Source organism: Methylomonas sp. TEB (assembly GCF_047777895.1).
Lineage (GTDB): Bacteria > Pseudomonadota > Gammaproteobacteria > Methylococcales > Methylomonadaceae > Methylomonas.
Window position 1 is genome coordinate 49,418 of the sequence record NZ_CP180476.1, and the last position, 14,083, is coordinate 63,500.

The window sequence follows — 14,083 nt, forward strand, 5'->3', positions numbered from 1 at the left end:
ATTGAGGCTGCGCGACTCTCGTTGCTATGTCTCCGATTTCCAAAAAGACTAATATGCTCCGCGAGCTCCCATCAAGCCCACGCTCATTCGCCCAAGTTCACACAATTTCAGCTAGCCCTGCGATAATGGCCGGCCTGTCAATAACCTCTTTGTTTTCGTGTCCCCCAAACTCAACCCCCAACAACTCGCTGCCGTTAAAACCATCGATCATCCCTTGTTGGTACTGGCCGGTGCCGGTAGCGGCAAGACGCGGGTGATTACTGAGAAGATCGCTTATCTGGTTCAACAGGGCACGCCAGCACGACATATCGCGGCGGTGACTTTTACCAACAAGGCGGCGCGGGAAATGAAGAGCCGGGTCGGCAGGCTGATCGATGACAAAGCCAGTCGCGGCTTGCGGGTATCGACTTTTCATTCCCTGGGCTTGGATATTCTGCGCAAGGAACACAAAGCCCTGGGCTATAAGGCGGCGATCACCTTGTTCGACGAACAGGACCGGCTGACCTTGCTGCGCAATCTGGTCAGTCACGGCGTGGGCGGCTGCGACATTGATCATGTGGAGCAGTACAACTGGCAAATCGGCCAGTGGAAAAACGCCTTTGTGACGCCCATCCAGGCTTTGAGCCAAGCCGATGCCAACAGCTTGCCGGCGGCGCTGCTTTACGAGGCGTTTACCCGCAGTTTAAAGGCCTATAACGCCACCGACTTCGACGATTTGATTTTGCTGCCAGTGCTGCTGTTCCAGCAACATCCCGAAGTATTGGAGAAATGGCAGAACAAGATTCGCTATTTATTGGTGGACGAATACCAGGACACCAACATCACCCAGTATCAATTGGTCAAGCTATTGGCGGGCAATCTGGGCCGCTTTACCGTGGTGGGTGACGACGACCAATCCATCTATGCCTGGCGCGGCGCGCAACCGGAAAATCTCAGCCAGTTGCAAAAAGATTACAGCCGCTTGCAAGTTATCAAGCTGGAACAAAATTACCGTTCCGCCGGGCGGATTTTGAAAGTAGCCAACCAGCTTATCGCTAACAATCCGCACGCCTTCGAGAAAAAGCTCTGGAGCGAGTTGGGTTATGGCGACCCGCTACGGGTGCTGAGTCACAAGAATGATGTTGCCGAAGCCAAGCAAGTCACCGCCGAGATTGTCCATCACCGTTTCAAGACCGGTGGCAGTTATGGCGATTACGCCATTCTGTATCGCGGCAATCACCAGTCACGCTTGTTCGAGAAGGAATTACGCGAGAACAACGTGCCCTATTTCATCAGCGGCAGCGCCTCGTTTTTTTCGTATGCGGAAATCAAGGATGTGTTGGCCTACCTACGTTTGCTGGTTAATCGCGACGACGACGCGGCGTTTTTGCGAGTGATCAACACCCCGCGCCGGGAGATTGGGCCGACCACACTGGAAAAGCTCGGCGCCTATGCCAACGAGCGGCATATCAGTCTGTTCGCGGCCTGCAATGAGTTGGGCCTGCAACAACGGTTGCCGGAAAAGTCGGTACAACGCTTGAGCAAGTTTTGCGATTGGTTGAAAGAAACGGCGATTAAGATCGAGCGCGAGGATACCTTTGTCGTGATCAACCGGATGATAGACGAGATCAACTATTCGGCTTGGTTACAGGAAAACAGCAAAACCCCGGCCTCCGCCGAGCGTAAACTGAAAAATGTGTATGAGTTAATCGAATTGCTGCAGCGTATCGCCACCAAGGAGCAAGGCAGTGAACAGTCGCTGGCCGATGTGATTGCCAAGGTGATGCTGTTGGATATTCTGGACCGCAATCAAGAAGACGAAGCCGGCGATCAGGTGAGTTTGATGACATTGCATGCCGCCAAGGGCTTGGAATTTCCGCATGTGTTTTTGATCGGCATGGAAGAAAACCTGTTGCCGCATCAAAACAGCATCGAAACCGATAATATCGAAGAGGAGCGGCGACTGGCGTATGTGGGCATCACCCGCGCCCAGCAGACGTTGACGTTTAGTTACTGTACCCACCGCAAACGCTTTGGCGATATGACCGAATGCGAACCCAGCCGATTTTTAAACGAATTGCCGGAAGAGGATTTGGAATGGGCCAACAAAAAACAGTTGCCGCCGGAAGAAATTAAACAGCGCGGCAAGGCCAGCCTGGCCGCGCTGAAAACGATGCTGAATTGAGTTTATTGCAATACCACGAAAAAGCCTTCGCCGCCGCGTTGCAGATTGACTAACAGCGGTGCATTGGGATTGACCACCTGCTTGATCTCATCCAGATTTCTGACCCGGTAGCGGTTGGCGGTGACGATGATGTCACCGGGCCGCAAGCCGGTTTTCCAGGCTTTGGAGTTTTGTTCGACTTTTTCTATCATCACCCCTTCCACTTGATCCTTGGGGGTCACGCCCAGCACCGCGCCGCTTAAAGTCGGATGCAGTTTACTGCCGTCCAGCTCCGGCCGTTTCGGCTTGCCTATGGTGGCTTGCAGCGACTTGCGTTCCTCGCCGCGCATGATCTCCAGGTTGGCAGTGTCGCCGATTTGCAGCAAGCCCACCGCATTGCGAATTTGCGCGCTACCGCCTTTTACGTCCTGGCCGTTAATGGCCATAATAATATCGCCAGGCTCCAATCCGGCCTTTTCGGCGGGCGATCCGGCCTCCACGCGGCTAACGACCGCGCCGTGCTGGCTTTTCAAGGCAAAGGCTTTAACCAGTTCCGGCGTTAAATCTTGCGTGGTCACACCCAGCAAACCGCGGCGCACTTCGCCGTGTTGCACCAAGGATTCCATCAAGCGAACCGCCATATTCGACGGAATCGCAAAACCGATGCCGACATTGCCGCCGGTAGGCGCGAGGATTGCCGTATTCATGCCGACAAATTCGCCGCGTAAATTCACTAAGGCACCGCCCGAATTGCCGGGATTGATCGAGGCATCGGTCTGAATAAAATCTTCGTAACCTTCAATCCCCAAGCCGGAGCGGCCCAGCGCGCTGACGATGCCTGAGGTGACGGTTTGGCCCAAGCCGAACGGGTTGCCGATGGCGACTACGAAGTCACCGACTTTCAGTTGATTGGAGTCAGCAATTTTCAAGGCACTGAGGTTGTCGGCGGGAATTTGAATCACCGCCACGTCGGCTTCAGGGTCGGTACCCAGCAGCTTGGCGTTAAGCTGCCGGCCGTCGCTAAGCGTGACGGTGATTTTGTCCGCTTTGTCTATCACATGATTATTGGTCAACACATAGCCTTGATCTTTATCGATAATCACGCCGGAGCCCAAGCTGTTTTTTTGCTGTTGCCGCTGGTTTTTGGGGATGTTGAAAAAACGCCGAAACATCGGATCGTTCATTAACGGATTTTCCTGCACCCGCACATTGGTCGAGGTGGAAATGTTAACGACGGCTGGCATACTTTGCTCCAGCATCGGCGCCAGGGACGGCAAAGGTGCGCCGTCGACTTGTCCGGGCAATTCTGCGCTGGCTCGCCAGCTGCTCAGGCCAAACAAGATAATCAGGAATAGTTTGTTCATGTTCGTCATGGTTTTTGCATTCCAGGCAGTTAAGTTGCCAGCATGGACTCGCTGGGCGGGAAAATGTTTCACTGAGAGTTTACTTAATAATCGACTATCATAGATTAAGTTTTCTTGTTGGTTTCCCTTCACTTTTTATTCGCGACGAATACGTGGCTGTCGACATCCATTCCGCTGAAGGCCGTGTGATTCGGCAATTAATTCCGCTATCCACCTTGCCCTTCAGTAAATTTGAGGCGCTGTGCGCACAAATCAAGGTCGAGGATGCGGAAGAAGGCCAATTTTTGTTCAAATGCGGGGATGAACCTAACGATCTGGTGTATTTGATCGATGGCAGCGTGACCTTACAGACCGATCTGTTAAAGATCGAAACGATCAAGTCCGATAGCCCCTCGGCGCGCTTTGCGCTGGCGCATCAAATCCCCAGGAAAGTGCATGCCGTTGCCAATAGCCGAATTCGTTTTTTGCGTTTGAATGCTGATATGATGAAATCGGTTCAAGACGTTCCGTATGAAGAAGCAGAGAGTTTTATGGTAGCTGAAGAGGTGGAGGATAATGACGACTGGATGACGACATTGTTGAAGTCGCCGGTATTTCGAGCGTTGCCTCCGGCTAATTTGCAAAAAATTTTGATGGGCATGGAGGAAGTGCGCGTGAATGCAGGCACTGTCATTGTCAATCAAGGTGAGCAGGGCGACTTTTACTACATCATCAAACGAGGGCAATGCTTGGTGAGCAGGAAACCCGCACCCAATGCCAAGGAGATTAAGCTGGCGCAACTCAGCGATCAGGATACTTTTGGTGAGGATGCATTGATTTCAGGCGAGCCTCGCAACGTTACGGTCAGTGCGTTGACGGATGTTTGCCTGTTGCGATTGGGTAAGGAGCAGTTTCTGAACTTGATCAAACAGCCGACGCTTAAATATATCAGCTATAAAGACGCTCAAGACTTGGTGACCAAGGGTGCGGATTTGATCGATGTGCGCGAGCCCGATGAATACAAGCCAAAGCATTTGCCGTTCAGCATCAATCTGCCGTTTTTTTCCTTGCGCATGCAGCTAAAAACCTTGAATCGGCAGCATCCCATCGTCGTGGTTTGCCAGAACGGCAAGATTAGCGAAACGGCGGCTTTTATCCTGATGCGGCACAAATTCAATGCGCTGATTTTAAGCGGCGGTATCGACAGCATTAACCCGGACGAACTGAAAGCACCTTCATCGTTTCCGATCGACGACGGCATTGAGACCGGTAATTTTAGAGGGAGCAGCGGCGAGAGCGAGACGAGTCACTCGTTCACCGAGCAATCCTCAATACAAGATGATATGGAGCGTTTGCGGCGTTTTCTGCAGCAACTTAAAACCAAATATAATATTTTGGAAGCCGAGAAGAAAGCTTTGGAGATGAAATATTTGGCACTTGCCAAATTTACGGAATCGCTGAAAGCCGAGCTGGAAGCGATGAAGAAAGCCGGTGGCGGTGGCTAGTCGGAAAAAACCCTGCTACTAGCCCGCCAACGCCTGAAAGCGGATCAATAAAACGCTGTTTATTTGATCTTGGCTTCTTTGTACATCACATGCTTACGAACCACGGGATCAAATTTTTTGATCTCCATTTTTTCAGGCATGGTTTTTTTGTTTTTGGTGGTGGTGTAGAAATGGCCGGTGCCTTCGCTAGATACCAATTTGATTTTGTCGCGCATTGTCAGTCTCCTTAATATTGTTCGCCGCGTTTACGCATATCGGCCAAAACAGCATCAATGCCGTTTTTGTCGATGATACGCATACCTTTGGAAGATACTCTCAAACGAACCCAACGGTTTTCGCTTTCAACCCAAAATCTGTGGTGATGCAGATTAGGCGTGAAACGTCTTTTGGTTCTGTTCATCGCGTGTGAAACGTTGTGCCCTGTTACTGGGCGTTTACCTGTTACTTGGCATACTCTGGACATGACTACCTCAATGCGAGCTTTTAATTCAAAATAGCCGCGCTTTATAACAAAAAAACTTTTGTTGGTAAACAACAGCCTGCAAAATAAATTTGATAAAATCGGTTTTATTTCCCCTTGCTTCGGAATTTACAGGACTTTAATGGCTATTAAACTCGGCATGGTCATGGACCCCATCGGCCAGATCAATATTAAAAAGGACACCAGTTTCGCGATGTTGCTGGAAGCCCAGTCGCGCGGTTGGGAGCTGCATTACATGGAACTGTCCGACCTTTATATGCGCAACGGCGACGCTTACGCCCGTTCCCGTCTGCTGGAAGTCGAACGCGACGACAAGCAGTGGCATAGGTTTCTCGGTGAACAGCAAATAGCCTTGTCCGAATTGGACGCGATCATCATGCGTAAGGATCCGCCCTTTAATCAGGAATATATCTACGCCACTTATATGTTGGAACAGGCTGAGCGCCAGGGTGTTTATGTGGTCAACAAGCCGCAATCGCTGCGCGACGCCAACGAAAAAATGTTCACCGCCTGGTTTCCGCAATGCTGCACAGACACACTGGTAGCCAGAGATCCGCAAAAAATCCGCGACTTCTTAAAAGAGCACCAGGAAATCATCTTGAAGCCCTTGGACGGCATGGGCGGAGCGTCGATCTTTTACGTCAAAGAGCATGACCCCAATCTTAGCGTGATTCTGGAAACCATGACTCAACACGGCAGCAGTTACATCATGGCGCAAAAATACCTGCCTGCCGTGAAAGACGGCGACAAACGGATCTTGGTGGTCAATGGCGAACCTGTGCCTTACTGTCTGGCACGGATTCCGGCCAGCGGCGAAAGCCGGGGCAATCTGGCAGCCGGCGGACGCGGCGAAGGCCGGCCATTGAGTGACCGTGATCGCTGGATTGCCGAACAGGTCGGGCCAACCTTACGCGAAAAAGGCCTGATATTTGTCGGCCTGGATGTCATCGGCGACTATCTGACCGAAGTCAACGTCACCAGTCCAACCTGCGTGCAGGAGCTGGATAAACAGTTCGGCATTAATATCAGCGCTCAATTAATGGACCACATCGCCGCTCAATGCCAGGCCTGATATGTACGCGCCGGACTTGACTCCCACGCCGTTATCGCAAGGTGATTCGCTGCTGACGGCGTTGTTTGTGGCGGCGGTACTGCATGTGATCGTGTTGTTGGGCGTTAATTTCACCGCACCGCAGCCACCTAAGATCAACCGCTCGATTGAAATCACCGTGGCCCATGCTCCGGTGAAAAAGGCGCCCAAGGATGCGAAACATCTGGCAACGGAGCATCAAATAGGTGCCGGCGAGGAAACCCGCAAACCGGAGCCGCCGCAGCAAAAAATAGCCACTCAGGAACAATCGATCAGTCCGCCGGCAAAGAAAGTCTTGCCGCATCCGGTGGTTCCACAAGTCAAACCGGTCGCCGAGAGACTGCTTACCCAAGCCAAAGCGCCGGTTAAGGTCGTGACGGAACCCGAGCAACCGGTAGAATTACCGGAAGCTGTTGAAGTTCCGGAGTCCGCCCCCAAATTATCCCCGGAAGCGCTTCAGCAACAAATCGCCCAACTCGGCGAGCGCATCAGAAATACCCAACAAAGCGCGCAAGATACTAAGATTAAATTCGTCAACGCGGTTAGCACGCACAAGTATCTCGCGGCGCAATATGTCAAGGATTGGGAGGACAAGGTTGAGCGCACCGGCAATCTGAATTATCCTGAGGCGGCGCGCAAAAAAGGCGTTTCGCAATCCTTGACCATGGACGTGGGGATTAACGCCGACGGCAGCATTTACAGCATGCGGATTGTCCGGTCATCCGGCAATTCCGCACTGGACGACGCCGCGAAACGGATTGTGAAGATGAGTGCGCCCTTTGCCGCTTTACCCGATGATTTGTTGAGAGAAGTGAACGTTTTGGTGATTACCAGGGTCTGGAAATTCTCAGACGAAACCGGCATGACTGCCCGCTAGCCCATACAGCACTCCAATGACAGACGTTACTTATTTAAATAACCAGTTTTTGATTGCGATGCCCGGCTTAGCCGACCCGCATTTTTTTCACACGGTGACATACCTGTGCCAGCACAACGAAGAAGGTGCGCTCGGCATTGTCATCAACCGACCGACCGGCATGAAATTACGCGACATTTTCGAGCAAATGGGGATTAAAACCGAGCTGGAAAATGTATTGGAAACCCCGGTGTTTGCCGGCGGTCCGGTACAGCAGGAACGCGGCTTTGTCATTCACGATGCCTGCGAACAGCGCTGGGATTCCAGTATCAGTACCGCCGAGAATATTACCCTCACCAGCTCTCGCGACATTCTCGAGGCCATTGCCGAAGGTAAAGGCCCCAACCACTATTTGATCGCCTTAGGTTACGCCGGCTGGGGTAGCGGCCAACTAGAAAAAGAAATGGTCGAAAACGCCTGGCTGAACACGCCATGCGGTGAAGAGATACTCTACGAAACGCCGATTAGCCAGCGCTGGAATGCGGCGGCGGGACAATTAGGTATCGACATTAATCGCCTGACCACGCCGGCAGGTCATGGTTAAGCTCGATCCGCTGGCGGCAAAATTCAGCAGCGATGCGTATTTAGGGTTTGATTTCGGCAACAAAAAAATTGGGGTCGCGGTGGGACATGCCGATACCGGCATTGCCAGTCCGCTGCAAACCATCCAATCGCTTAATCAAGTGCCGGACTGGCATAAAATCGGTCAGCTGATCGCCGAATGGCGGCCCATAGGTTTGGTGGTCGGCATTTCTCGACAGAACGATGGTTCGGATAATGTGATTACCCCGCGCATGCAAAAATTCTGTCGGCAGCTGAATGGCCGTTACAATCTGCCGGTGCACCAAATCGATGAAACGCTAACCACGTTTGCCGCCAAACAAATGCTGTTCGACGACCTAAAGGTTAGCGCTGCTAAACTATGGGCCGTGCAAGATCAACTGGCTGCACAGATCATTCTGCAAAGCTGGTTTGATCAGTAAAAAGACGAAAACGGTTTTACGCCCATGCAGCCTTATTATCCCGTCGCTTTCAGCTTTTTCCCGAATTTCATAACAATAACAAGATTCCCCCTGTAACCGTCATGCCCATCACCACGCTGAATATCGATAACCTGCTCGACACTCTGGAAGCCGCGATTCGCCGGCAGATTAGCGAGCGTAACCTGCATAATCCTTTGCTAATCGGCATACACAGCGGTGGCGCCTGGATCGCACGGCATATGCATCAGCGTTTGGGTTTGAGCGAACCCTTGGGCATGCTGGACATCACCTTTTATCGCGACGATTTTTCGCAAATCGGCATGCATCCCAAGGTCAAAACCAGCCAATTGCCGCCGCATCTGGAAGGCCGCGACATCATTCTGATCGACGATGTGTTTTACACCGGCCGCACCATCCGTGCCGCGTTGAACGAGATTTTCGATTACGGCCGCCCCAATCAAGTAGTACTGGCGGTATTGATAGAGCGCAACGGCCGGCAGATTCCCTTGCAACCGGACTGTTACGGTATCCGCATCGATCTGGCCGGCGATCAACGTATCAAACTGACCGGCCCCGACCCATTGGGCATCGAGATTCAATCCCCGCAAGTGGTGGCGGCATGACCCGACACATCCAGCTTACCGAACAAGGCAAGCTCAAGCATTTTCTGACTATCGAAGGCCTGGATAAGGAGCTGCTGACCGAAATTCTGGATACCGCCGAATCATTTGCCGGCATGTCGGAACATCAAGTCAAAAAAGTGCCCTTGCTGCGCGGCAAAACCATCGTCAACCTGTTTTTCGAAAACAGTACCCGCACCCGTACCACCTTCGAACTGGCTGCGACTCGTTTGTCGGCGGATGTGTTGAGCATGAACATCGCTACGTCCGCCACTTCCAAGGGCGAGAGTCTGCTGGACACCATTCATAATCTGGAAGCGATGCACGTTGACATGTTCGTGGTTCGCCATGCCCTGAGCGGGGCGGCGCATTTTATCGCTCAACACACCGCGCCGCATATCAGCGTGATCAACGCCGGTGACGGCCAGCACGCCCATCCTACCCAGGCGATGCTGGATATGTTCACCATCCGCCAACATAAAAAACAATTCGAAGGTCTGAAAGTCGCCATCGTTGGCGACATCCTGCATTCGCGGGTGGCGCGTTCGCAAATCTTGGCTTTGAATACCTTAGGGGTATCAGAAGTGCGGGTAATTGCACCGAAGACTTTGCTACCGGCACAAGTCAAAACTATGGGCGTGACACCCATGCACGATATGGACGAAGGCCTGGATGATGTGGATGTGGTCATCATGCTGCGTTTGCAAAAAGAACGCATGAATTCGGCGTTTTTGCCTAGCGAAAGCGAGTTTTTCCGCTGTTTTGGTTTGACCGAAGCCAAGCTTAAACGCGCCAAAGCCGATGCCATTGTGATGCATCCCGGACCGATCAATCGGGGTGTGGAAATTGCTTCCAGCGTCGCCGACGGCCCGCAATCGGTGATCTTGCAGCAAGTCAGCAATGGCGTGGCTGTGCGGATGGCGATTATGTCGATGGCGATGCACAGTCAGGGAGGTGCGGCATGACCAAGATTTTGATTAATAACGGCCGCGTCATCGATCCGGCCAATAACGTCGATACCATCGGTCCAGTTTGTATTGCTGACGGCAAAATTGTCTCGGTGTTGGAGCAATCCGCCGATTTCACGGCCGAGCAGACAATCGACGCCAACGGTCAGATCGTCTGCCCCGGCTTCATCGATCTAAGTGTGCGCTTGCGCGAACCCGGCCATACCCAAAAAGGTAATATCCTCAGCGAAACCCGCGCCGCGCTTAGCGCAGGCGTCACCTCATTGTGCCTGCCGCCGGATACCAAACCCTGCATCGATAGTCCGGCGGTGGTCGAGTTCATCAAGGACAAAGCGGAAAAGGCCGACTACCCGCAAATCTATAGCATCGGTGCATTGACGCAGCGCTTGGCCGGCAGCGAACTCAGTGCGATGTTCGCGTTGAAACAGGCCGGCTGCATTGCCGTCAGCAACGCCAGCGAGCCGCTCGGCAATTTATTGATATTACGGCGGGCGATGGAATATGCCGCCACCCACGATTTATTATTGATGTATCGCGCCAATGAATCCGCCCTGTCCGGCAAGGGCTGCGCGCACGAGGGTGCGGTGGCCAGCCGCTACGGTTTACCTGGCATCCCGGAGGCGGCCGAATCGATTGCGTTGGCCCAATGCCTGGAGTTGGCGGAGTTGACCGGCTGCCGGGTGCATATTAGTCAAATCAGCTGCAAACAATCGGTGATCAAATTGCAGCAGGCCAAGAAATACGGCCTAAACGTCACGGCCGACGTGGCGATTCACCAACTGCATCTGACCGAAGACAATATCACCCCATTCGACAGCAACTACCATGTATTGCCGCCGCTACGTAGCGCCATCGACCGCCAATATCTGCGCGAGGGCCTGGTTAACGGCACCATAGACGCGATATGCTCGGATCACCAACCGCACGACCTGGATGCCAAACTCGGCGCCTTTCCGGAAACCGAAGCGGGCGTGGCCGCACTGGAAACCCTGTTGCCATTGACGCTGGCACTGACCCAACAACATCGCATCGGTTTGTCACAAGCCATTGCCAATCTAACCTGCAAACCTGCACACATTTTAGGCCTGGCTAGCGGCACATTAAGGCCGGGTTCTGCGGCCGATGTGTGTATTTTCGATCCGCAAGCCAATTGGCCGGTTAATCGCGACAACTGGCTTAGCGCCGGTTGCAATACGCCGTATTGGCAGCAGACCTTGACTGGGCGCGTGACCCATACTTTGCTGGCCGGTAAGCTGGCGTATCGCTTGGTTGAGCTGCCGTGAACAGGTTATTTCGTCCCATTGCCATTAGCACAGCGTGCTCATTTAAGGAATAAATCATGAGTTGCATCAAAAATCGCCGCACTGACGGCTCGACCTCGTCCAGCATCATCGACGACCTGAAAGGCGATCAATCCTGGCGGATTTTTCGCATCATCAGCGAGTTTACCGAGGGCTTCGACGAACTGTCCGGTTTGTGCGACGCGATTTCGATTTTCGGTTCCGCCCGCTTGCCGCCCGAGCATTTTTATTATCAAAAAACTGTGGAACTGGCGGAAATGCTCAGCAAGGAAGGCTTTGCCGTGATCAGCGGCGGTGGGCCCGGCGTGATGGAGGCCGCCAACAAAGGTGCGATTTTGCATGATCAACCGTCTATCGGCTTGAACATCGAATTGCCGATGGAGCAAACCCCCAACCCGTACCAGAATATTTCGCTGAATTTTCGCTATTTTTTCGTGCGTAAAGTGATGTTCGTGCGCTACTCGATCGGTTACGTATGTATGCCGGGCGGTTTCGGCACGCTGGACGAGTTTTTCGAAGCCTTGACCTTGATGCAAACCCACAAAATCTATCCGATTCCATTGGTACTGTTCGGCACTGATTTCTGGAGCGGCCTGATGGATTGGATGAAAGCCAAGATGATGGAATACGGCACCATTTCCGCGGAAGATTTAAAGCTGATTACCGTCACCGACGATCCGCAAGAAGTGGTCGACATTATGGTCGCGCATCGCGAGTGGAAAGATTTGCAGCGTAAAAATTAGATATAGCGCAACTTTCAGGACTCAACTCGGTCACAACCTCGTTAAACATAAGGATTTTTTATACACATGACTGCGACAAGTCTTAGCTCCAGCCAAGCCGCCTTACAAAATCTCAAAACTCACATCAACACCCAGATCATCGGCCAGGAAGTTCTGGTTGAAAGGATGTTGATTGCCCTGCTGGCCGATGGTCATTTGTTGGTGGAAGGCGCACCGGGCTTGGCGAAAACCCGCGCCATCAACGTACTCAGCCAAGGCATAGAAGCCGACTTTCATCGCGTGCAATTTACCCCGGACTTGTTACCGGCCGATTTGACCGGCACCGAAATTTACCGGCCGCAGCAAGGCAGTTTCGAATTCCAAAAAGGCCCGTTGTTTCATAACTTGATCCTGGCCGACGAAATCAACCGGGCACCGGCCAAGGTGCAGGCCGCCTTGCTGGAAGCCATGGCGGAACGGCAGATCACGGTCGGTAAAGCCACGTATCCGCTACCGCCCTTATTTATGGTAATGGCGACGCAAAATCCTATTGAGCAGGAAGGCACTTATCCTTTGCCGGAAGCGCAACTGGATAGATTTTTACTGCATGTAAAAATCGACTACCCCAATGCGGAGCACGAACAAGCTATCCTGCATCTGGCCCGTGCCGAGGCCAAGGGCGCACTGCAAAACCAGGACAGCGCACCGCCTAAAGTGAGCCAGCAAGCCTTATTCGCCGCACGCGGCGAAGTGTTGGATTTGTATCTCGCCGACAGCTTGGAGCAATATCTGCTGCAAATCGTGCTGGCGACCCGCAATCCCGGCGCTTATGGTCAGGATTTGGCCGGCTGGATTCAATACGGCGCCAGCCCGCGCGCCAGCATTGCCCTGGACCGCTGCGTGCGCGCCAAGGCCTGGCTGCAACAACGCGATTTTGTTGATCCCGGCGACATTCAAGATATGGCTTACGATGTGCTGCGCCACCGCCTGATTCTGTCCTATGAGGCTGAAGCCGAAGGCATTAGCAGCGATTATGTGATCAAAGAATTGATAGCCAGAATTGCCGTACCCTAAATGAATAAATCGCCAGCGACCGACAACCCCCGGGTGACGGTCACTCTAAAAGCCTTGGTGGATCTGGCCAAGCCGGCCGGCATGCTCAGTCTGGGGCACGCCAATATCCGCGCGGCGCAAAGCGGTAATTATCTGTCGCATCTGAAGGGCCGCGGCATGGCCTTCGACGAAACCCGGCTCTACCAACCCGGCGATGACGTGCGGCGCATCGACTGGCGCGTGACGGCCCGCACCGATAAGCCCCACAGCAAGATTTTCAAGGAAGAACGGGAAAGGCCCATGTTCATTGCCGTGGATTACCGCGCCACCATGGCTTTTGCCACGCGCGGCGTGTTCAAATCCGTGCAGGCTGCCCGTTTGGCCGGTTTGCTGGCTTGGGCGGCATTGAAGCAAGGCGACCGCATCGGCGGGCAGATTTTCAGCGATGACGGTTGCCAGGAAGTAAAACCGCAAACCGGCAAACCGGCACTGTTACGCTTCTTAAACGCCCTGGTCAATCCGGATTACAACGGTGCGGCTGTCGTCAACCTGGCGCAGCCTCTGGCCAGATTGCTGCATCACGCCCGGCCCGGCAGCCGGGTGTATATTCTCAGCGATTTTCGCGGGATGAATAGCGCGGCCGAAAATCATCTGGCCAATCTGGCTCGGCATTGCGAAGTGGTGTTGGTACACATCGCCGATCCGCTGGAAAGCAGTTTACCGACCCAAGGCCGCTACCGCTTTACCGACGGCTGGCGCGAAGTGCTGTTCGATAGCGGTGACAAACAGCGCCTGCAAGCTTATCGGCAGCGCTTCCAAGACCGGCAGGCGTATCTGCAAAAGCTGGCCAATAAGCTGCGTCTCACCTTGATACCCTGCACGACTCAGCAAATGCCTTTGGACGCATTGAACGGCACCCGCGCGCGTCCGGCGGCCTAAGACCTTCTCAATCTGGCCA

At 53.2% G+C, this 14,083-nt stretch carries 15 protein-coding genes; 12 read left to right on the forward strand and 3 right to left on the reverse strand.

Annotation, left to right across the window (positions count from 1 at the left end; translation table 11 throughout):
* The first annotated feature begins 157 nt into the window (after positions 1 to 157).
* Positions 158 to 2,164, forward strand: a complete 2,007-nt coding sequence (gene rep, locus ACMXD4_RS00215) for a DNA helicase Rep (RefSeq protein WP_415879513.1) — start codon at positions 158 to 160, stop codon at positions 2,162 to 2,164.
* A gap of 2 nt (positions 2,165 to 2,166) precedes the next feature.
* Here the strand turns inward: rep and ACMXD4_RS00220 are convergent, their stop codons facing one another.
* A complete protein-coding gene (locus ACMXD4_RS00220) occupies positions 2,167 to 3,507 on the reverse strand; it encodes a DegQ family serine endoprotease (protein ID WP_101053671.1) in 1,341 nt (446 codons plus the stop codon).
* A gap of 152 nt (positions 3,508 to 3,659) precedes the next feature.
* On the opposite strand from ACMXD4_RS00220, the gene ACMXD4_RS00225 reads away from it, so the two are divergent.
* Entirely contained in the window at positions 3,660 to 4,991 is a 1,332-nt protein-coding gene (locus tag ACMXD4_RS00225; RefSeq protein WP_033157604.1) for a cyclic nucleotide-binding domain-containing protein, read from the forward strand.
* 59 nt (positions 4,992 to 5,050) lie between these two features.
* Here ACMXD4_RS00225 and rpmG read toward each other — a convergent pair whose 3' ends face one another.
* Both rpmG and rpmB read right to left on the reverse strand, forming a co-directional pair.
* On the reverse strand, positions 5,051 to 5,206 hold the full coding sequence (gene rpmG / locus ACMXD4_RS00230; protein WP_013816853.1) for a 50S ribosomal protein L33: 156 nt from the start codon (positions 5,204 to 5,206) through the stop codon (positions 5,051 to 5,053).
* Between the two features lie 11 nt (positions 5,207 to 5,217).
* Positions 5,218 to 5,454 (reverse strand): 50S ribosomal protein L28, encoded by a 237-nt coding sequence (gene rpmB, locus ACMXD4_RS00235; RefSeq protein WP_033157675.1) that lies wholly within the window; start codon positions 5,452 to 5,454, stop codon positions 5,218 to 5,220.
* A 139-nt stretch (positions 5,455 to 5,593) separates the two neighbouring features.
* On the opposite strand from rpmB, the gene gshB reads away from it, so the two are divergent.
* The 10 genes from gshB to ACMXD4_RS00285 all read left to right on the forward strand — a co-directional run bounded on the left by gshB (position 5,594) and on the right by ACMXD4_RS00285 (position 14,064).
* Positions 5,594 to 6,544: a glutathione synthase gene (gshB, locus tag ACMXD4_RS00240; RefSeq protein WP_415879514.1), complete on the forward strand. Its 951-nt coding sequence runs from the start codon at positions 5,594 to 5,596 to the stop codon at positions 6,542 to 6,544.
* Position 6,545: 1 nt separating this feature from the next.
* On the forward strand, positions 6,546 to 7,439 hold the full coding sequence (locus tag ACMXD4_RS00245) for a TonB family protein (RefSeq protein ID WP_415879515.1): 894 nt from the start codon (positions 6,546 to 6,548) through the stop codon (positions 7,437 to 7,439).
* 16 nt (positions 7,440 to 7,455) lie between these two features.
* Positions 7,456 to 8,022, forward strand: coding sequence for a YqgE/AlgH family protein (locus tag ACMXD4_RS00250; RefSeq protein ID WP_020483975.1), 567 nt, complete (start codon positions 7,456 to 7,458; stop codon positions 8,020 to 8,022).
* Positions 8,015 to 8,461 carry a Holliday junction resolvase RuvX gene (ruvX, locus tag ACMXD4_RS00255; RefSeq protein WP_415879516.1) on the forward strand — a complete coding sequence of 149 codons (447 nt, stop codon included), beginning with the start codon at positions 8,015 to 8,017 and terminating at the stop codon, positions 8,459 to 8,461. The genes ACMXD4_RS00250 and ruvX overlap by 8 nt, the downstream gene beginning before the upstream one ends.
* Positions 8,462 to 8,562: 101 nt before the next feature.
* Positions 8,563 to 9,084, forward strand: coding sequence for a bifunctional pyr operon transcriptional regulator/uracil phosphoribosyltransferase PyrR (gene pyrR, locus ACMXD4_RS00260; protein WP_033157601.1), 522 nt, complete (start codon positions 8,563 to 8,565; stop codon positions 9,082 to 9,084).
* Entirely contained in the window at positions 9,081 to 10,046 is a 966-nt protein-coding gene (locus tag ACMXD4_RS00265) for an aspartate carbamoyltransferase catalytic subunit (RefSeq protein ID WP_415879517.1), read from the forward strand. The genes pyrR and ACMXD4_RS00265 overlap by 4 nt, the downstream gene beginning before the upstream one ends.
* The gene (locus ACMXD4_RS00270) at positions 10,043 to 11,332 is read left to right on the forward strand and encodes a dihydroorotase (protein ID WP_415879518.1); all 1,290 of its coding nucleotides are present in this window, start codon (positions 10,043 to 10,045) and stop codon (positions 11,330 to 11,332) included. The genes ACMXD4_RS00265 and ACMXD4_RS00270 overlap by 4 nt, the downstream gene beginning before the upstream one ends.
* A gap of 56 nt (positions 11,333 to 11,388) precedes the next feature.
* Positions 11,389 to 12,093 (forward strand): TIGR00730 family Rossman fold protein, encoded by a 705-nt coding sequence (locus tag ACMXD4_RS00275; protein WP_205452219.1) that lies wholly within the window; start codon positions 11,389 to 11,391, stop codon positions 12,091 to 12,093.
* A 66-nt stretch (positions 12,094 to 12,159) separates the two neighbouring features.
* Positions 12,160 to 13,146: an AAA family ATPase gene (locus tag ACMXD4_RS00280; RefSeq protein ID WP_415879519.1), complete on the forward strand. Its 987-nt coding sequence runs from the start codon at positions 12,160 to 12,162 to the stop codon at positions 13,144 to 13,146.
* Positions 13,147 to 14,064, forward strand: coding sequence for a DUF58 domain-containing protein (locus ACMXD4_RS00285; protein WP_033157596.1), 918 nt, complete (start codon positions 13,147 to 13,149; stop codon positions 14,062 to 14,064).
* Positions 14,065 to 14,083: the final 19 nt, after the last annotated feature.